General features: G+C 60.0%; 15 protein-coding genes and 1 pseudogene. 9 read left to right on the forward strand and 7 right to left on the reverse strand.

The genetic code is table 11. The features are described 5' to 3' along the window. The first annotated feature begins 14 nt into the window (after positions 1–14). The 5 genes from ACIQUF_RS10445 to ACIQUF_RS10465 are packed head-to-tail and all read left to right on the forward strand — an operon-like array spanning position 15 to position 7,261. Complete coding sequence (locus tag ACIQUF_RS10445; protein WP_403131159.1) at positions 15–2,093, forward strand: type VI secretion system Vgr family protein; 2,079 nt, start codon at positions 15–17, stop codon at positions 2,091–2,093. Further along, entirely contained in the window at positions 2,090–3,001 is a 912-nt protein-coding gene (locus ACIQUF_RS10450) for a hypothetical protein (RefSeq protein ID WP_403131161.1), read from the forward strand. Before ACIQUF_RS10445 ends, ACIQUF_RS10450 begins: the two co-directional genes overlap by 4 nt. Next, positions 2,998–6,192, forward strand: coding sequence for a T6SS effector BTH_I2691 family protein (locus ACIQUF_RS10455; RefSeq protein ID WP_403131163.1), 3,195 nt, complete (start codon positions 2,998–3,000; stop codon positions 6,190–6,192). Before ACIQUF_RS10450 ends, ACIQUF_RS10455 begins: the two co-directional genes overlap by 4 nt. Before the next feature lie 2 nt (positions 6,193–6,194). Next, the gene (locus tag ACIQUF_RS10460) at positions 6,195–7,007 is read left to right on the forward strand and encodes a DUF6708 domain-containing protein (RefSeq protein ID WP_403131401.1); all 813 of its coding nucleotides are present in this window, start codon (positions 6,195–6,197) and stop codon (positions 7,005–7,007) included. Beyond that, entirely contained in the window at positions 7,004–7,261 is a 258-nt protein-coding gene (locus tag ACIQUF_RS10465; protein WP_403131165.1) for a PAAR domain-containing protein, read from the forward strand. Before ACIQUF_RS10460 ends, ACIQUF_RS10465 begins: the two co-directional genes overlap by 4 nt. 29 nt (positions 7,262–7,290) lie before the next feature. Here the strand turns inward: ACIQUF_RS10465 and ACIQUF_RS10470 are convergent, their stop codons facing one another. Next, positions 7,291–8,004, reverse strand: a complete 714-nt coding sequence (locus tag ACIQUF_RS10470) for a methyl-accepting chemotaxis protein (RefSeq protein ID WP_403131402.1) — start codon at positions 8,002–8,004, stop codon at positions 7,291–7,293. 144 nt (positions 8,005–8,148) lie between these two features. Continuing rightward, positions 8,149–9,315, reverse strand: a pseudogene (locus tag ACIQUF_RS10475) (HAMP domain-containing protein); the annotation flags it as partial. A gap of 193 nt (positions 9,316–9,508) precedes the next feature. Here ACIQUF_RS10475 and ACIQUF_RS10480 point away from each other — a divergent pair. Further along, entirely contained in the window at positions 9,509–9,952 is a 444-nt protein-coding gene (locus ACIQUF_RS10480; RefSeq protein ID WP_403131167.1) for a hypothetical protein, read from the forward strand. A 189-nt stretch (positions 9,953–10,141) separates the two neighbouring features. Here the strand turns inward: ACIQUF_RS10480 and ampE are convergent, their stop codons facing one another. From ampE to ACIQUF_RS10495, 3 genes are all read right to left on the reverse strand, one after another. Then, positions 10,142–10,972, reverse strand: a complete 831-nt coding sequence (gene ampE, locus ACIQUF_RS10485) for a regulatory signaling modulator protein AmpE (RefSeq protein WP_403131168.1) — start codon at positions 10,970–10,972, stop codon at positions 10,142–10,144. Then, positions 10,969–11,535 (reverse strand): 1,6-anhydro-N-acetylmuramyl-L-alanine amidase AmpD, encoded by a 567-nt coding sequence (gene ampD / locus ACIQUF_RS10490; protein ID WP_403131170.1) that lies wholly within the window; start codon positions 11,533–11,535, stop codon positions 10,969–10,971. The genes ampE and ampD overlap by 4 nt, the downstream gene beginning before the upstream one ends. Positions 11,536–11,621: 86 nt before the next feature. After that, the gene (locus ACIQUF_RS10495; protein WP_403131172.1) at positions 11,622–13,769 is read right to left on the reverse strand and encodes a DUF1631 domain-containing protein; all 2,148 of its coding nucleotides are present in this window, start codon (positions 13,767–13,769) and stop codon (positions 11,622–11,624) included. Positions 13,770–14,011: 242 nt separating this feature from the next. Here ACIQUF_RS10495 and nadC point away from each other — a divergent pair, with 242 nt between their 5' ends. After that, positions 14,012–14,860 carry a carboxylating nicotinate-nucleotide diphosphorylase gene (gene nadC, locus ACIQUF_RS10500; protein WP_403131175.1) on the forward strand — a complete coding sequence of 283 codons (849 nt, stop codon included), beginning with the start codon at positions 14,012–14,014 and terminating at the stop codon, positions 14,858–14,860. A gap of 56 nt (positions 14,861–14,916) precedes the next feature. On the opposite strand, the gene trxB is transcribed toward nadC, so the two are convergent. After that, positions 14,917–15,879 (reverse strand): thioredoxin-disulfide reductase, encoded by a 963-nt coding sequence (gene trxB / locus ACIQUF_RS10505; protein ID WP_264361786.1) that lies wholly within the window; start codon positions 15,877–15,879, stop codon positions 14,917–14,919. A gap of 310 nt (positions 15,880–16,189) precedes the next feature. Between trxB and cysZ the strand changes: the two genes are divergently transcribed. Beyond that, positions 16,190–16,915, forward strand: coding sequence for a sulfate transporter CysZ (cysZ, locus tag ACIQUF_RS10510; RefSeq protein WP_403131177.1), 726 nt, complete (start codon positions 16,190–16,192; stop codon positions 16,913–16,915). 92 nt (positions 16,916–17,007) lie between these two features. After that, positions 17,008–17,385: a hypothetical protein gene (locus ACIQUF_RS10515; RefSeq protein ID WP_403131179.1), complete on the forward strand. Its 378-nt coding sequence runs from the start codon at positions 17,008–17,010 to the stop codon at positions 17,383–17,385. Positions 17,386–17,448: 63 nt separating this feature from the next. Here ACIQUF_RS10515 and ACIQUF_RS10520 read toward each other — a convergent pair whose 3' ends face one another. Further along, entirely contained in the window at positions 17,449–18,765 is a 1,317-nt protein-coding gene (locus ACIQUF_RS10520) for a methyl-accepting chemotaxis protein (RefSeq protein WP_403131181.1), read from the reverse strand. Between the last annotated feature and the right edge of the window lie 17 nt (positions 18,766–18,782).

Genomic DNA, 18,782 nt, shown 5'->3' on the forward strand with positions numbered 1-18,782 from the left:
GCCAGGACATCCGCATGCCAAGCCAATCCGATCTGCGTTACAGCTTCCAGCCATTCGTTGGCAGAGCTGACTTCGAAGTGGTGTCGTTCACGTTGAACGAAGCGATCAGCGCGCCTTTCTCTCTGGAACTGGAGTTGATCAGCTTCGAGCCCGACATCGACTTTGGCCACCTGCTCGACAAGCCCGTGCTCTTCACGATCTGGGAGGGAGAGCGACCGGTGCGTTACGTGCACGGCCTGGTCAGCAGTTTCAGCCAGGGCGAGAGCGGATTTTACCGTACCTACTATCACGCCCTCGTCGAGCCTCTCCTGGCCCGTGCCAATCTGCGCTCGAACTGGCGTATTTTCCAACACAAGACCGCGCCGCAAATCCTCGAACTGATGCTCAAGCGCCAGGGCATCACGCAGTTCCAGATCATTGCCCACGAGAACCATCAGGTCCGCGAATTTTGCGTTCAGGCCGGCGAAACCGATCTTGATTTCATCGCCAGACTGGCGGCGGAAGAAGGCTTCGTCTACCGATTCGAACACACCCCCGAGCTACATAAACTGCTCATCAGCGACCACGTGCTGACGTTCGGGTTGATCAGCCAAGGGCTCAGCGCGAGCGATGACGAAGACTACAGCGATAACGGCGAACCCGTGGCGCCCAACACGGTGCTTTACCAATCCAACAGCGGCGGCGATCCCGCCCAACCCTGTCTGAAGCACTTGCGCTACAGCGAACAGGTACGCAGCGCCCGCCAGGTGCAACGCGACCATACCTTCACCAACCCGGAATACCGCCAGCAACACAGTGCGTCGGGCACCTATCTGCAGCACCAGTCCAAGGACTACGAACGCTTCGACTACCCCGGCCGCTACAAACGCGACGCAGCCGGCAAACCCTTCACCGAAACCCTCATCACTGCCCGCCGCCACGACGCCCGCATCGCTGAGGTAAAGGGCGATGACGTGCGCCTGCAACCAGGCCTGAGCTTCACCCTCACCGGGCACCCACGTGAGGCGCTGAACATGCACTGGCGAGTCGCCAGGGTGAAGCATCAGGGCAGCCAATTTACCAGCCTGCAGGAAGAGGCCGCCGGCGTCGATCAGAGCACGCGTTATGAACAGACTGCCGTACTGGTGCCCGGTCGCACCGAGTGGCGGCCTGCCCCACTGGAGAAACCACGCGTCGACGGCCCGCACATGGCCACCGTTGTCGGGCCGCCGGGCGAAGAGATCTATTGCGATGAATGGGGGCGGGTCAAAGTCAGCTTCCCCTGGGACCGGGAAAGCGAAAACAACGAGTTCAGTTCCTGCTGGGTGCGCGTGTCGCAAAGTTGGGCCGGTGGCAGCTGGGGAGCGATGGCCATTCCTCGCATCGGCCAGGATGTGGTCATCCAGTACGTCAACGGCGACCCAGACCAGCCGATGATCATCGGCCGTACCTACTGCGGCAACCAACTGCCACCTTATGACCTGCCCGATCACAAGACCCGCATGACCATCAAGAGCCAAACCCACAAGGGAGCTGGATTCAACGAATTGCGGTTCGAGGATGAGTTGGGTCGGCAGGAAGTGTTCATCCATGCCGAAAAAGACCAGAACAACGTGGTCAAGCACGATGAGACAACCCAGGTAGGGCGTAATCGCATCGAAGCAGTGGGCAATGACGAGCAGTTGAAAGTCGGCAACGATCTCCACCAGCTAACAGGCCGCGACCGTACTCATCTGGTGGGCAGGGACTACCGCGCCACCATACGCCACGACCTGATCGAACAAATCGACAACGACCACCTTGAGTCCACAGGGGTCAATCACCGCGTCTTCATTGGCGGCGAAAGTGAGCTCTCGGTCAAAGGCCCGCAAAGCATCTGCGTCGGCGGCGGCATCGATCAGCAAACCACCACATACCAACTACAGGCCAGCGAGCGCATCGAATTCAGAACTCCGGGTGGGAGCATCGTTCTGGATCAACAGGGCATCACCCTGAACGGGCTCAAACTGACACTGCTTGGGCCGACCCAAGCGGCCGCCGATGGCGCAGGTAACAGCGTGGCGCTCGAGCTGACTTCCGATGCAGGCGACGACTGCAAGGAGAAAGGCCGATGAGCAGTGACGTGTTGATCAAGCGCATTCTCGCTGACCACCGCCCAGGGTTGTACTGCTATGTATTGCTGGACCCGCTCGCAGCTGCGGAAAATTCGTTGATGGAGCATCTCGCCTCGGCGCTCGGCGAACAGGCTCTTACCCGGGTGTATCGACCCGACTTGCCCAGCGCACCTACGCTGCATCCTGTGCTCGTCTGCCTGTCTTCTGCGGACAATCAACCTTGCACTTCCTTGCTGGAAATGACTGCTCTTGTCGCACAGCAGGATCTCCAGCGACGAAAACGATACGTGTGTGGCTGGCTGCTCAGCGAGGCGAATCCGACAGCGCTTGCCAGGCATCTGACCGCCCTGTGCCGCTTACCTGATGGCAGCGGTTCAACCACGTGCTGCCCCATCTTTGAACCCCTGCGCCTGGAACTGCTGGCGGCCATGTCCGACCGTGCTCAGGGGCCATGGTGGCCGATTGATCGTTGGGTGTTCCTCAGCAGCGGTGGCAGCCTGGCAACCCTGAAAGGCAATCCTCAGGCCGCTCGGGGCCTGCCTGCGAATGCCTTGCGAATCCAAGGGAATGTACCGCTGATCGAGGCCGTGTTGGCAGTATGGCGCTCTGTGTCCGCCCTCTCCGGCGCAACCAACGCCCCGGTGATGCCTCCATTCGCTGCTGTCCGTACATCAAATCATATCGATGATGCACGTGGGCTCGGCTTGAGCGAAGGCCAAGACATCCAGGTGCTTGCTCTTCACATGCTGTGCTTTCACCCAAAGCTGCACACCCTCCAAGTAGTGCTCGACATGGTCAACACGGCCATCAACCAGCAACGTACTCTGGCACCCATGCTGGCCCAATACTCCGATCCGGGCTGGCAGCGCCTGGTCGCCACCCTTCCCCGGTCCGAGGCCTATCCATGAGCATCAGCCAGAGCATCGCCACTTTAGTCGCCGAAACCGATTTCCTCCTCACCCCCTGCAAAGCCTGCCAGCGCCAAGGCCTGCCAATCCTGCCCCTGCGCCAAGCCCTGGTCCCCGATACCCGCCCAGGCCGTGACTCGGCCACGCAAACCCGCATGGGCCTGCGCACCTTGCGTAGCGGCTACCTCTACGTGCTGCTCGACCAGCGCATCTGGCACGCCTACGAAGTCACCGACCACGGCCACCTGCGCCGCTTCAACCCCTACGAACCGCCACTCGGGCCACCGCCGCCGCTGCCCGAACGGTGCGCGCAGGCGGACCATGACCTGCCGTCTTCCTTTATCAACATCGACACCGAGACCTACGGCTCGGCCTGGCTGGCCTTTTCCAGCGATGCCTGGCCAGTCAGCGTTCTGCAGGCCTACCGCAATGGCCAGGCGCCCGCGCACCGCTTCGAAGGGCTGGACCTTGCCCAGGCGCGCAACAACCCCGAGCTGCTCGGCCTGGCGATGACCCCAGACAACCTTCAGGTCGACCGGCAGGTATTCGAATACGCCCAGCAACTCAACGGCCCGTTCGACAGCGCCCACGGCTTCCACAGCCGCTTCCTGCGCAAGTTCGCCCTGCGCGGTTACGTGGTCAACGCCATGCAGCAGCACGCGCTGGAAAATGGCGTGCTGGCGGTGGTGCTCGACGACACTGTCGGCCTGGTCCAGGAGTACAACCACCAGCGCCTGAACTGGGTGGTCAAACGCCAGGCCTGGCGCGAGGATCCGCTGCGCGCCTATCAGCTGCAGACCTCGCAGATTCTCCAGATCATCCGGCAAACCCAGCGTGAATGGGCCGCGCAAAAGGTACCGTCGTTCGAGCCGCAGACCGGCGACGGCCCGCCGGTGTTCGCCGACCCCGCCGCCGAGCGCCAGCGGCTGGTGGAGGTGCGCCAGCGCGAGAGCGATGAAAAGCTCGAAGAACGTTACGACGAACCCCGGCGCGCTGCCTTCCAGGCCAACTACGACCAGCAGGAACTCCAGTTCCAACGCCACATCGACCAACACGCCGTCAACTACGTAGCGCACTGCGAAAGCGCAGCCTTCGCCCTGATCGAGCGACATGACTATGACGGCAGGAACCGCGAGTCAGGCATCGCCTACACCAAGACCATGGCCGGCTGCCTGGCGGGCGGCATCACCGAAGCCCCATCCACGAGCGCCGAGCCCGACGCACCTGCCGCCGGCACCAGCGCAGCCCTGTGGCTCAAGTGGCTACAAGACCCAAACAGCCCCGCTTACCGCGCCTTGCTGCTGCGCGATAGCGCTCTGTTGGCCGCGCTGCTGCCCAGCTTTTCGCAGACCGAACCGAACAACTGGAACGACAGCGAAAAGCTCTACACCGCCTTGAGCAAGTTCATCGCCAGTGAAGACGCCGGTCTCAAGCTGCGCGATGCGCTCAAGCAGTCGGTCACCGAACTGCAGGGGGCAGTCAACGCGGCCAGCCAACGCTTGGCGGTGTGGCTCGACCCTGGCGTGCAACAGGTGGTCCGCCACCTGAACAGCGCCAGCCAACGAATCTACAACGGCGTGCACCTGGTCGAGTTGCAGGTGCAGATGAAGCTGGGCGAGTACTACGCCTTGCAGAGCGCGCACCTGCGCGAACTGCAAAACAGCGCCAGCGAGAAACTGGCCAAGGCGCGGACGCGGATGATGCCGCCGCTTCACGAAGTCATGGCGGGCGTGGAGAACAAGGCAAACAAGGTCAAGCCCATCATCCAGACCGGCTTGCTGAGCCTGGCGGTGCTCGACCCGAAGGTGGCGCACACGGTGGTCAACGTCAGCGTCTGGGTCGAAGGCACGGCCCATGAACTGCATGAACGCCTGGCCAATGAGGTCAAGTTGAACGTCAATCAACTGGGGCCTGGGGCAGAGATGACGCTGGTAGATCTCAAAGTGGCAGCGGGGACACTGGAGCCGAGTGCGCGGCATTTGCTCGATGGCATGCGGATCAGTGCGGGGCAGGCTTCGCGGTTGGTGAGCGATGGTTTTACTGGGTTGAGGGGGACTGGCAAAGGGTGGGAGTTGTTGCTTTCCATCGGCGGGCTTTATTTGTTGAACGACAGCCTTGGGAAGAATTTGAAGAAGGCGGAAGAAGAATTAGGGCTGACGTCCAGTGAAGTAATGATGGCATTATACGGGGCCAGTATTGGTATTCTGGGCGGCGGAGTTGAACTTTTTGGATTATTAATTCCACACAAAGCGAGTACAAGCAACCAAGTTTCAATCGGGCGAAGAGTAGCCAGAACCGGGGCACTAATTAATTCCGCCGCAAGCATATTCGACACTGTACAGGCAGTCATTGCGGCAAATCGCGCCTACACGTCTGGCGACACCAGCTCCTACATTTGGTACAGGCGAGCGATCTACGCCGGCACCCTAGGTAGCTTAGCCGCAATCGCAGGGGTATTTTCTCCATTAATAATAGGACCCGTTGGAATTGCAATTATTTTAAGCATTACTACTTATGCGTTCATGAAGGCCGGAGATAAAAACGAATCGACTCCATTAGAGCGGTGGGCACGACGCAGCTATTTCGGATTAGCCGACGAGTCACCCCGCATCCACTGGGATTCACCTAACCATGCCGATATCGCGTTGAGCGAGCTGAATGCTTCAACACTTGGCGTAACTGCCGTACTCAAATTCGAAACAAGAGCAAATAAAAACTCGCACAACTCCAAGGGCCTTTCCATCGATTTAGCCCCAAATCAATTTCTAGCATTTAGGATCGTACTTCCTCACTTCCACAATTCAGTATCTGGATATCAATTTGCCTTAGTTATACATCGGCATGACGATGGCAAGGCGCCTAATTATAGCGGCGGTGAAACAGTATTTCTTGAAAGCCACTTCCCTCCATCACTGTCGACTAGAACTTCAAAAATCTCATCTTTGAAGCCAACTAACAAACCAAAAACACCGGACATTAATCCCGAAACCATCACATTATCCTCTACTTTCCAAAATTCATCACAGCAAAATATTGACATCTGCACCAAGGTGTTTAATGGCCGACTCGAACTGGAATCGACAATGGGTAGGCATAATATCATGTCAGCTTCGCTCGGCATTACATTCTGGCCAGACCGCCACTTTTCAGGCGCCTATGCCGAAGTTATTATTGAGGAAAAAAATTCGTGAATATGCCATTACGCGGCATCGGCTGGAAATACAACTTACCGTCTTCCAAGGCCCTTATCCAAACTGGATCGACCCCAACAAACATATACCACACACCCAATCACATTGACGATAACTTTATCGAAATACCACGTTCACCTCTGAAATTACGAGGCTACTGGCTCGTAATTTCCCCCATATTTTTCACCCTCGCAATTATTTTATATTTTACATACCCAGCCAAAGCAACTACAAATAACTTTGAATACGCCACCACAGATTTATTCATATTTCTAATAGGAGCTATACTCGTTGCACCCTACATTCGTATGGAGCTTGAATGCCCCCGCGACCAGCCCATACGTTTCAACAGACATCGTAGAAAAGTCTACTTTTATCAATACAGGTTTGACCAACTCCAACCGTTCGGACGAAAAAAATGGGGTATAAAGCCTGTCGTTTATGATTGGGATGACCTCACCGCCGAGGCCTATCGTCTTTATTTACCTTTGGGTTATGGCGGTTTAAAAGAATGGGTTATGTTGTCAGTTCGCAAACCTGGTACTGACGAAGTAATAGATCGCGTCTTCTTCACAGACGACATCAATAAAGGAGAACAGTACTGGGACGTCGTTAGATTATTCATGCACCAAGGCCCCGAAGCACTTCCCAACTTCGTGGATTCTCCGCGAGACTTCGATGAATCTCCTAACCCCGGCGCTTGTGAGAACGCGGTTCATCGTAATACATTTGATCGATTCGCGCCCAAAGTCAAATGGCCCGCCGCAATGGACCTGGAATCCCGAACCGCCCCCAGCCCCGGAGAACAATCATGAAACCTGTCGTACTGGTCGGCCATGCCCATGACTGTCCAATCCATGGCCAAACCGTCGTAAAAACGGGCAGCCCGACTTACACCTTCAACGGTAAGTCCGTGGCCAGGATTGGCGACAGTACCAGTTGCGGGGCAGTGATCGTCAGCGGCTCATCTGCTTTCACAATCGAGGGAATGGGCGTGGCGCGCGTGGGGGATCGTACCGACCATGGTGGTGAACTGATTGAAGGAGATGCTGGCTGGCAGCTTGAGTGACTGGCCAGCACCTGACAGGCTGGTACTGCCTAAACCTTGAACGCCCCAATCAACCGCTTCAACTCCACCACCTGCTCAGACAATGCCCGGCTGGCGTCCTCGGTCTGGCAAGCCCCAAGGGTAGTGTCCTGCGCCGCCCGGTTGATTGCGACGATGTTCTGGTCGATATCGTGCGCCACCGCCGTCTGCTGCTCGACCGCCGCCGCAATCTGCTGGTTCTGCTCTACGATGCCGCCGACCGCGCCAAGGATATTGCCCAATGCCTGTTGCACTTGGCGCGCTTCATCGACCGTGCCTGCAGCCATCTGGTGGCTGCTGCCCATGGCCCGCACCGCTGCGTCGACGCCATCCTGCAGGCGTTGGATCATCTTCGCGATCTGTGCGGTGGAATCCTGCGTGCGCTTGGCCAAGGTGCGCACTTCGTCAGCGACCACGGCAAAGCCACGCCCTTGCTCGCCAGCCCTGGCGGCTTCGATAGCCGCATTCAGTGCCAGCAGGTTGGTCTGCTCGGCGATGCTACGGATGACTTCCAGCACCTGGCCGATCGCCAGGCTGTCATCCGCCAGTTGGTTGATCGCCACCACGGTCTGGTCTATTTCGGCGGCCAGCCGGCCAATGTTGCCTTGCTGGCTTTCCACCAGGCTGCGGCCATTGGCGCTTTCGCGATTGACCTGCTGCGCGCCATCAGCAGCCAAGCCAGCACTGCGCGCCACTTCCTGGGCGGTGGCGCTCATCTGGTTCATCGCCGTGGCAACCTGCTCGATCTGTTCACGCTGGCCGCTGACGGCCTGGTTGCTGCGTGTCGACACTGCCAAAACTTGCCCGGCCTGCGCCTCGACGGCCACCACGGTATGGCCGACCTGGTCGATAAGGCCGCGGATGCGACGCACGGTTTCGCTGAAACCCTGGGCCAATTCACCGAGTTCATCGCGGCTGTGTGCCTGGAAGCTGACCGTCATGTCTCCCGCTGCGACCTTGTGCATGGCGCCGCCCAACTTGCGCAGGGTCGTGCGGGTCGAGACGTAGAACCCGCCGTACAGATAAACGATCAATGCAAACACGCCAGCCAGAACTGCGGCCAGGGCCAGCATGCGCAGATGCTGCTGGGCGAGTCGATCCTGCAATTGGCCCTGCAGGTGAGCGAGGATCGCCTCGTTGAATTGTTGGGTGCGAGCCATCAGGTCGCTGACTTTTTGATAAAACGCCGGCCAAGGCGCATCCAGGGTTTCTGCGACCACCACTTGCTCTTCGAACAATGCAGCGGCTTGCCTGATGGACGTCTTGCTGCGTTCAGCCACATCAGCCAGGCCGTTTCTGAGGCCGGGATCACTGACCAGTGCGTCATCCACGCGCAGGCCATAGTCGGCCGCCAGACGCTCCAGTTGCTGCAACAGGTCTTCAAAGCGAGCGCTGCCGGACGAGTCGATAAAGCCTCGGCCAAGCGCGATGGCGCCCATCGCCCTGCCCTCGCCCAGGGCCTGGGTAACCTGGGCCGTGGCTGTACCGAGCAACTCGCTCAACTGCCGCACTGAAGCCTGGTTGTCCTGACTGAGGCCGGATTGGCTCGCCACCAACTTGTTCAACACCTGAGCTTGCGTGAGCAGTCGCTCGACGAGGGCGACCTTGTTCTGCAAGGACGATTCGGCTGCAGCGCTGATGAAGGCGTTGGCCAGCTCTTCAAGCTTGGCCCGTGGCACGGCATCGTGGTCTTGCAGAGCCAGCAGCTGCGCTTGAACCTTGTCCTGCAACGCGGCGATGCGTGTCTCTACATCCCCTGCCTGGCCTGACTGACCGAGCACGGCATTGATTTGCAGGAGGTTGCCAAGGGTTTCCAGGTCTGCGCGCAACGCCAGGCTGCCGCCGAGCGGAGCAATGCCTTGAAGCTCGGCGCGGGTGGCCTGGTATTGCTGATAAGCGTCGCGGACCAGGTAGCTGCTGGTGGCCAGCATCGGAAGGAAGAACAGAACGCTGATGAGGCTGAACTTCTGGCCGAAGCTCAGCCGGTTCATCAGTGCAATGGCCGGATAGAGCAGACGCTTCACAGGCACCTCCATGGATTCTTTTTGTTCTACGAGGGGTAGCACTAGGCCACCAATCTAGCGCAGATCGAATCGTAGGTTTGTAAATAAAGGTTAACCGTAAGACCGCTGGTTATAAGAAGCACCAGGGTAGACCTAGTAATTTTGCTAGTTGCTGGCACGTAGAATGACTTTTATTCTCTGATCTAACTCTTTGAGGATCATTAAAATGAGTAACAACAAAGGTATTCTAGGTTTTGAGAAAGGTAAGACGCTGGCAACGGTAACTTGGCATTCTGGATCTTTCCCTTTGAAAATAACGCGGATATGGGTATCCACTCAGTACGAGAGCATCAGCCTGCAAGGTATGACCGGTTGCGACGGTGATTCGGGATTCATCGTCGACATTTGGTTTCCGAAGGCCGGTATCGGCGAAAAAGAGCACACGATGGGTTGCGGGGAAACAGCTCCCGCCGGTGGTTATATGGGTTCATTTGTAATCCCTCGTTCTGGTTATGCTACAAAGGGAAAAATTTCTGGTGCTATATGGAACCCAGAGACTGGCTCGTACGAAGCAAGTTTCGAATTCACGGTGGAAACTGAGGATGGTGACGAAGTCACGGTAACCGAGGGGTTCGTCTCGATTGATGATTTAAGGCCATATCTCAAATAATCAATCGAGACTTTCCGGAGGGGAAGCTCGGGTTCGCCATTCAGGGTCTGTGTGAAAAGCCTTGAGAGGACAGTCAGGCAAAGCGAAAACAGCCGAGGAAAGGCCAGGGTCGCGCTCGACTTTACGGGTTGTAAATAAGCATTCCGAGGCTGTTTTCAACGCAGCACCACCGAGCATCAAGGCTTTGGCCTAGAGCAAAACCGTCCACAACGCGAATCCGGCATACCACAGTACCGCACTGCGCAGCAGCAACTCCCACAAGCTGTCCATACGCCCAAGTCCGCGTTGGGCGTCCTCTTCCTCCGGTATGTCGTCGGCAATACGCCCGACCCGAGCCACCAGGTGCCCGGCACTGATGTGCCAGTTGAGCAACTCGTGCAGCATCACCCGGGTCACTGCGACGAAATTGCCGACCAGGGCAAAGCTCAGCGCCAGTACCCGAACCGGCAGCCAATCCATGATGTGCCGCAACTGCTCGGCACGCGCCTTGAGCGCAGGTTGCTGGCTGTTATCGGCCGTCAGCGCCAGCAGTCGATAGGCCAACGCCGCGCCGGGGCCGAGCACGAAGTACCAGAAGATCACGGCGAAGAAGCTCTGGTACGCCTGCCATAGCAGGTAACCCTGAACCCGCACCAGCAAGCCGTGAGGTTCGTCGGCCACCAAGCCCAGGTCACGCTCAGCCACATGCAGCGCGGCCTGGTCGTCGCCCCGCCGCCAGGCATCGCGAAACGGCCCGAGGGCTGCCTTGGCGTCGCCGCGGCCGAGGCTGTAGATCAGCACCAGCAGGTGCACCGGCAGGGCCAGCAAGCCATAGGCCACCGGGTCGAGCACATGCAGGAGCAAGACCAGCACCGCCACGGGTGCCAGCACCAGAATGGCCAGGCTCCAGCAGGGGTGCACCTTGCCGCTGCGCTCCAGGCGCACCAGCTCCCCCAGGAAGAAACCATCGCGTTGCACCTGATGGCGCAGGGCAGAGAACTTCTCGACCCACAGCGCCAGTATCAACACCAGAAAGCTCATGCCTTATCCTCGCTAGCCTGCACGGCGGCGCGATAACGCGCCCAATCGAATGCCGGACCGGGGTCAGTCTTGCGTACCGGGGCAATGTCGCTATGGCCCTGAATGCGGCCTTGGTCGATGGTCGGCCAGGCGGCCTGGATGTGCCGCGTCAGCTGCTCCAGCGCGGCGTACTGCTCATCGGTATAGGGGAGGTCGTCTGTGCCTTCCAATTCAATACCGATGGAGAAGTCATTGCAGCCCTCGCGCCCCTCGAAGCTCGACACGCCGGCATGCCAGGCGCGGTCGAGCAACGACACGAACTGAGTCACCGCGCCGTCGCGCTCGACGAACAGGTGCGCCGACACGGTCAGGTGGCTGATGCTGGCGAAGTAGGGATGCTCGTCAGGGTCCAGACGGTTCTGAAAGAACTGCTGAACCTTGCCGCTGCCGAAGCAGGCCGGCGGCAGACTGATGTTGTGGATCACCAGCAGGGAGATCGATTCGCCCTCGGGACGCGCGTTGAAGTTCGGCGAAGGGCAGTGGGTGATTCCGCAGAACCAGCCGGTGGCACGGTCCAATTGCATGGGGCAGATCCTGAAAAGCGCCGGGTACAGAAGCGCAGTATGCCTTGCCCATGCTGCGCTGTGCAGGTGAATCATTTGAAGGTGTGTCAATGCACCTGCTGCTGGCGCAAACCGTCGAGCACGCTTTCCAGTGCCCGTTCGAACAGCAGCCCGTCATCCAGCAACCGCACCTCGCCGAGGCGCAGGGCCTGGGCCAGGCCTTGTGCGGTCCACTCACGCACCTTGAGCCCGGTACGGTTGGCAAAAACCAGGCGGTCGCTGCTGTCGACGCGTGCCACCAGCTTGCAGCGCAGCGGCTCATCATCGTCGAGCACTTCGACCCAGGCACCAATGCGCAGGCGTTGCACCGCTCGCAGCTGCGCGGCGTGCTCGTCGGGCTGACGCAGGGGGGCGCAGGCGGACTCTTCGGCGATGGCCAGCACGATGTCCTCGGCCACCAGCACTTCGGCCACCTCAGCAGGCCCCTCGGCGCCTGCGCAAGCGCGCAAGTGCAGTAGTTCAAGTTGCTGGAAGAAGTCACGGGTCGCCGTCGAGTCCAATGCCACGCTGGCCAGCCCCTCGCGCAGCGCCTTCAACAGGCCGGGCACGTGCTGCAACAGCGCTTGCGGATCACGTTGCGGGAGAATGCTGGCAAGCAAGGTGTCCATGGTGGCCAGCGCGTTGCGCCAGGCAGGCGAGCCTTCGCCCTGCTTGAGCCAGGCCAGCAACAGCACCTGGCTCCAGGACTGCACCAGCATCTGCACCACCACCTGTGGCAGCACGCGCCCGCGCAAACGCTGGTTGAGCGCCTGCTGTACCTGCTGGCGGGCCTGCAGGGCACGCACCCGCCCTTCTTCGGCATCGCGGGTGCGTTGTTCGAGCAGTTCGTTGCGCCGACGCTCGTCCTGACTGAAAGCCAGGAAGTCTTCCAGCAGCTCGGCGAACAGGCTGGCATCCTCAGTGAAGTCGTTGAGCAGCCGCTGAATGATGCGTTCCACGCGCAAGTGCAGGCTGTCGCGCAAGCCCTCGCTGCCGGTTTCCCAGCCGATCGCGGCGGCGCCGATCTCGTTGAGCAGGCGCCGCGCCGGATGGCTGGCGCGGCTGAACAGCCCTTTGTCAAGCAGCGCTACCTTGAGCAACGGGATGTGCAAGCGCACGATCAGCGTGCGCAGGCTGTGCGGAAGGTTGTCGTCGGCATGGATATGGTCGAACAGCAGGCCGACGAGATTGATCATGTCCTCGTCGGCCGTGGCGATACGTCGGCGCGTGCCGCTGCGCACACTGACCCGCAGCAGCAACTGTTCAAGCTGCTGACCGAGGTCGAAATCGTCCTCTTCCTGGGCTGCCGGTACGTAGTGCTGCAAATGCGAAAGCAAGCGCAGCAGGTCGGCTGTCCCGATCGGCTGCGCCGTGGCAACCGCGTGCAGGCGGGGGGCAATCCGCCCACGTGCCGGGGCCAGTAGCCCTTGTATAGAAGCAAAGAACGCTTGGCCGACACTGTCTGCGCCGATGTCATCAGGCTCAAGCGTGGCCGAAATCCGCCGCGAATCATTGCGCCGGTCTTCGGCGCGCCGCCGCGGTGCCGGCGGCAGCTCTGCCAGCACACCAGCGGCGGCCAGCAGTTGGTTGGCCTCACCATACAGGACGTCGATGTCGCGCAGCACGTACCGTTCGAACAGCTTCAGCAGAATCAGCTTGACCCGCAGGCCCACGCCCAGGTTACGCCCTGCTTGAAGGAAATAGCCGCTCAGCGCGGCAGGCCCGAGCGGGTTGTGCTGGGGGGCCAGGGTGCACTCAAGCAAGGTCTGCAAACGCAGGCTTAGTTGATCGAGGGCAAGCCCGTCGCGCGACAGCACGCGCGCGACCATGCCCTCGACGCTCGCAGCACGCTCCATTTGCGCCTTGTTGCGCGAAGGTTCGTTGGCCGCCATGAAGCCCAGCGGGTCGACTTGGCCGATGCGGGCGAAGGTATCGTAGAAGATGTCGAGAAAGCCGCGCTCGATGCTCTTGCGCTTGAGGCGCAAGTCGCGCATCGCTTCAAAGTACAGGTGCTGGTCGAAACGGTCGGCGGCCTTGTCGGCCATTTCGAAGAGGGTATCGTCGGCATTGTCGAACAATGCCTGCAGGCCCTGGCGCAATTGCAGGGCGGCCTTGTCGCGCACTTGCAGCAGTAGTACCGGGAGGCAAGGCAAGGGCGTGCGCGCTCCTCGATCGGTGGCAGCCGCCAGGGGCACCACCTTGCCTTCTTTATGCATCCCGAACTCCTTGCTGGGTGTCTGATTCGATAGGGCGAATAATCGTCAAAGCTATGACGCCAAATACTGGGCGCCATTATCGGTAAAAATGCCGATGCCTGCCAGCACCTCTTCACGTGTCGGTAAATGACTGTATTTTTTGCAAAATGCTCAGTCGGCCTGACCAAAGGTGCGCTGCAAGACGGCTGTACACCCAGGCCCCCTGCCCTATAATCGGCGGCATCTAGCTTGTGGAGCCGACCATGCCGAACCTACGCCTTGCCGACCTGACCGCCGAGATCGAAGCCAATGTGCGCCGCGCGCTGCTGGAGGACATCGGCAGTGGCGACATCACCGCCCAGTTGATCCCGGCCGAGCGCCTGGCAAAGGCCACCATCATCACCCGCGAAGATTGCGTGATTGCCGGAACCGCCTGGGTCGATGCCGTGTTCCGCCAGCTTGATCCGCGCGTGGCGGTGCACTGGCAGGTCGCCGATGGCGAGCGCGCGAGCGCCAACCAGGTGTTGTTCCACCTCGAAGGCCCGGCACGCTCGCTGCTCAGCGGCGAGCGCAGCGCACTTAACTTCCTGCAGATGCTGTCGGGCGTGGCTAGCCGGGCACGTCAACTTGCCGACCTGGTCGAAGGCACCCAGGTACAGTTGCTCGACACCCGCAAGACCCTGCCCGGCCTGCGCCTGGCGCAAAAGTACGCGGTGACTTGCGGCGGTTGCCACAACCACCGCATCGGCCTGTACGATGCCTTCCTGATCAAGGAAAACCACATCGCCGCCAGCGGCGGCGTGCCCGAAGCGGTGGCGGCCGCGCACCGCATCGCCCCAGGCAAGCCGGTGGAAATCGAAGTGGAAAGCCTGGACGAGCTGCGCCAGGCGCTGAACGCCGGTGCCGACATCATCATGCTCGACGAGCTGACCCTGGATGAGATGCGCGAAGCGGTGCGCATCACCGCTGGCAAGGCCAAGCTGGAGGCCAGCGGCGGGGTTAACGAGACCACCCTGCGGGTGATTGCCGAGACCGGTGTGGATTACATCTCCATCGGCGCGATGACCAAGGATGTGAAGGCCGTCGACCTGTCGATGCGCCTGAGCCTGTGAGCTGAGCGCAGGCAATAAAAAACCGGCCAGATGGCCGGTTTTTTATTGCGCGTTGATCAGAACGAGGCGTTAGCCAGGCCGTCCAGGTAACGCTCGACGTCCAGCGCCGCCATGCAACCCGCGCCAGCCGAGGTAATGGCCTGGCGGTAAACGTGGTCGGCCACGTCGCCTGCGGCGAAGACACCTTCGACGTTGGTGGCGGTGGCGTTGCCTTCACGGCCGCCGTTGACCACCAGGTAGCCGTCCTTCAAGGTCAGCTGGCCTTCGAACAACGAGGTGTTCGGGGTGTGGCCAATGGCAATGAACACGCCGTCGACCTTGATTTCGTCGCTGCTGCCGTCGTTGTTCTTCAGGCGCGCACCGGTCACGCCCATGTTGTCGCCCAGCACTTCGTCCAGGGTGGCGTTGAGCTTGAGTTCGATCTTGCCTTCGGCGACACGGGCATTGAGCTTGTCGACCAGGATCTTCTCGGCGCGGAAGGTTTCGCGGCGGTGCACCAGGGTCACTTTGCTGGCGATGTTGGCCAGGTACAGCGCCTCTTCCACGGCAGTGTTGCCGCCGCCGACCACGGCGACCGGCTTGTTGCGGTAGAAGAACCCGTCGCAGGTCGCACAGGCCGAAACGCCTTTGCCCATGAACGCTTCTTCCGACGGCAAACCCAGGTAACGGGCGCTGGCGCCGGTGGCGATGATCAGCGCGTCGCAGGTGTAGGTGCCACTGTCACCCTGCAAGGTGTAAGGCTTGTTGGCCAGGTCGACGGCGTTGATGTGGTCGAAGACGATCTCGGTCTCGAAGCGCTCGGCGTGTTCCTGCATGCGCTGCATCAGCGCCGGGCCGGTCAGGCCATGGGGGTCGCCCGGCCAGTTGTCGACTTCAGTGGTGGTGGTCAGCTGGCCGCCGGCCTGCATGCCGGTGATCAGCAGCGGCTTGAGGTTGGCACGGGCGGCGTACACCGCGGCGCTGTAACCGGCAGGGCCGGAACCGAGAATGATGACGCGCGAATGACGTACTTCAGACATGTCGTACTCCTGTCGAGCAGGCCGCAGGGGCCGGCATCGGTAAATTAAAAAGGGCCCACGCAGCACTTGGGGAAGGCTACTACGCGCAGGCCCAGAAACCGAAAGTTGAGCGCACTGTAGCGAGGTGGCAGAGATTAAGGAAATATCCTTCGACAATCCACCTCATAGGCAACCTCTATACGTGAATTTCACCTGTTTAAACGGCTCACAGGCTTTTGTTACAGACGGTTTCCCAGGCCCTGCCCGCCTTTCGTCGGCGCGGCAAAGCCGGTAAGGTCAGCCCGTTTTCCCTTCTCTGCGGAGTGTCTCGATGCAAGCCCCTGTCCTCTCTGGCCCCCAGTACCTGCGCGAAGGCCTGAAACTGGTGCTGAGCCCCAACCTGCGGTTGTTCGTGCTGCTGCCTCTGGCAATCAACCTGCTGCTGTTTGGCGGCATGATCTACTTTGCCGGCCATGAATTCGGCTTGTGGCTGGATGCCCTGATGCCTACCCTGCCGGACTGGCTGAGCTTTCTCAGCTATATACTCTGGCCGCTGTTCGTCGCCTTGCTGGTATTGATGGTGTTCTTCACCTTCACCCTGGTGGCCAACATCATCGCCGCGCCGTTCAATGGTTTTCTGGCCGAAAAGGTCGAAGTCGTGGTGCGTGGCCAGGACAACTTCCCGGCCTTCAGCTGGGGTGAGCTGGTGGCCATGGTGCCGCGCACGTTTGGCCGCGAGATGCGCAAGCTCGGCTACTTCCTGCCACGGGCCATCGCGCTGTTCATTCTGTCGTTCATCCCGGTAGTGAACGTGATTGCCGCGCCGCTGTGGCTGATCTTCGGTGTGTGGATGATGGCCATCCAGTACATCGACTACCCGGCGGACAACAACAAGATGAGCTGGCAGGACATGCTCGCCTGGCTGCGCGAGAAGCGCTGGCAGTCGCTGGGGTTTGGCGGGATCACCTACCTGGCACTGATGGTGCCGGTAGTGAACGTGCTGATGATGCCCGCGGCGGTGGCGGGGGCGACGTTGTTCTGGGTGCGGGAGCGCTAGCGAGACATATATACCGCTAGCCGCATTACCCGCCGTTATCTACTGAGTCACGGGCCGCACCTTTGCAGCCCGATAATCAGGAGATGGACACTATGAACAATGATAAAGACTATCTGGACCTGTCTGGCATTCCAGAGCACCTGCAAGGCTTCGAGATTCTCAAGCACAAGGCCAACTGGCGGCTTGATGAAGCGTTGCAGGCACAAGGCATCGATCTTCCGGCCTCGGCGCTGTTCATCAATAGCGTCAACGACCCAAAAGAGCAGGTGGTGATACACAGCGCCTCGCTGGTAACCCTGTTGGTCGAAGCTGTGCAAAACAATCAGCATCCGGTCATCAGGGGTGAGACAAGCGGCGTCTTCGGTGTAGCGCATTCGTTCGCTGACGAGCACCGGATTGATGGCAAACACGCCAGCATCGAACAATTCGCCGCGATTGCCAGTGATGTTTACGTGCAACTGACTGCCTGATAAAGGGCCTGGTATCCGGCGCTGCGGTGCCGGATACGTTGTATAGCTTCACAACGGAAGTGTTCAATGGCTCAGCTGGCTGGAAAACTGCCCCACCGCATCCACCACCTTCTTTGCCCCCTCTTGGATTTCAACGATCACCCCACCGGTATCCGCCGCCAACGCCAACCCCTGTTCGGCCTGACGCTTGCTGGTATCGATGATGTCCACAGCCGCCTGGGCCAGTTGCTCGTTCTGTTGTACGACCTTGGCGATCTCTTCGGTGGCGGTGCTGGTACGTGAAGCCAACTGTCGCACTTCGTCAGCGACCACGGCAAAACCACGCCCCTGCTCCCCGGCACGAGCGGCCTCGATGGCAGCGTTGAGCGCCAGCAGGTTGGTCTGGCCGGCAATATCGCTGATGGTCTTGATGATCGCGCCAATCACTTTCGACTGTTTGTCCAGCGCCTGGATGCCTTCGGCGGCATCTTGCATCGACCCCTCCAGGCCACGCATCACCTCGACGGTCTGAGTCACCACATCGGTAGCCTTGCGCGCGCTGCTGTCGGTTTCGAGCGAGGTGGTGTAGGCGATGTCCGCAGCCTGCGCCACGGCTTGCTCCTGATTGACCTGGTCGGTGATCACCGTGGCGAACTTGACCACCTTGTACAGCACATCATGGGCATCGAAGATCGGGTTGTAGGACGCTTCCAGCCAGACCGTGCGCCCATGGGCATCGACGCGCTTGAAGCGGTCCGCTACGTACTCACCGCGCCGCAGCTTTTCCCAGAACGCCTGATAGCCCGCCGAGCTGGCTTCCTCCGGCTCGCAGAATATGCGGTGATGTTTGCCACGTATCTGCTCCAGGCTGTAACCCACGGTCTGCAGGAAGCGATCGTTGGCGGTCAGCACCTGGCCGTCGAGGTTGAATTCGATGACGGCGGTGGAGCGCATCAGCGCCTTGATCAGGCTTTCGTGCTCGCGCGAGGTCTCGATGGTGCGGGTAAGGTCGCTGGAGTGCATGGAGAAGTGCTTGATACGCCCGTCGCTGCCCTTGACTGGCTGCAGGATCGAACGCAACCAGGCTTCTTCACCATTGCCACGCAGCAGGCGGAAAGCACCGTTGAGATGCTCACCGCGGCTGAGGGCGCTTTTCATGCGCTGGTAGAAGTCGAGCTTCTTCACATGCGCCGGCACGATGTCTTCGATGTGGCGCCCGATCAGTTGCTCGGAGCGGTAGAGCATCTCTTTCTCGAAGTTGCCGTTGACCATCTCGATACGCCCCTGGGGGTCGAGCTGGAGCACCAGCATTTCGCTGTCCAGGCTGCTCTTGACCTGCTCGACGGAAAACAGGTCCTCGCGCAGTTGCTGGATTTCTTTCTTGAGCTTGCTGTTGAACATCACCGCTCCCGGAGCGC

Source organism: Pseudomonas sp. NPDC090233 (assembly GCF_044772285.1).
Lineage (GTDB): Bacteria > Pseudomonadota > Gammaproteobacteria > Pseudomonadales > Pseudomonadaceae > Aquipseudomonas.

Coding starts and splice junctions, on each gene's coding strand:
- ACIQUF_RS10445 (WP_403131159.1), top strand. CDS start 15: ATGCCAAGCCAATCCGATCTGCGTTACAGCTTCCAGCCATTCGTTGGC.
- ACIQUF_RS10450 (WP_403131161.1), top strand. CDS start 2,090: ATGAGCAGTGACGTGTTGATCAAGCGCATTCTCGCTGACCACCGCCCA.
- ACIQUF_RS10455 (WP_403131163.1), top strand. CDS start 2,998: ATGAGCATCAGCCAGAGCATCGCCACTTTAGTCGCCGAAACCGATTTC.
- ACIQUF_RS10460 (WP_403131401.1), top strand. CDS start 6,195: ATGCCATTACGCGGCATCGGCTGGAAATACAACTTACCGTCTTCCAAG.
- ACIQUF_RS10465 (WP_403131165.1), top strand. CDS start 7,004: ATGAAACCTGTCGTACTGGTCGGCCATGCCCATGACTGTCCAATCCAT.
- ACIQUF_RS10470 (WP_403131402.1), bottom strand. CDS start 8,004: ATGAACCAGATGAGCGCCACCGCCCAGGAAGTGGCGCGCAGTGCTGGC.
- ACIQUF_RS10480 (WP_403131167.1), top strand. CDS start 9,509: ATGAGTAACAACAAAGGTATTCTAGGTTTTGAGAAAGGTAAGACGCTG.
- ampE (WP_403131168.1), bottom strand. CDS start 10,972: ATGAGCTTTCTGGTGTTGATACTGGCGCTGTGGGTCGAGAAGTTCTCT.
- ampD (WP_403131170.1), bottom strand. CDS start 11,535: ATGCAATTGGACCGTGCCACCGGCTGGTTCTGCGGAATCACCCACTGC.
- ACIQUF_RS10495 (WP_403131172.1), bottom strand. CDS start 13,769: ATGCATAAAGAAGGCAAGGTGGTGCCCCTGGCGGCTGCCACCGATCGA.
- nadC (WP_403131175.1), top strand. CDS start 14,012: ATGCCGAACCTACGCCTTGCCGACCTGACCGCCGAGATCGAAGCCAAT.
- trxB (WP_264361786.1), bottom strand. CDS start 15,879: ATGTCTGAAGTACGTCATTCGCGCGTCATCATTCTCGGTTCCGGCCCT.
- cysZ (WP_403131177.1), top strand. CDS start 16,190: ATGCAAGCCCCTGTCCTCTCTGGCCCCCAGTACCTGCGCGAAGGCCTG.
- ACIQUF_RS10515 (WP_403131179.1), top strand. CDS start 17,008: ATGAACAATGATAAAGACTATCTGGACCTGTCTGGCATTCCAGAGCAC.
- ACIQUF_RS10520 (WP_403131181.1), bottom strand. CDS start 18,765: ATGTTCAACAGCAAGCTCAAGAAAGAAATCCAGCAACTGCGCGAGGAC.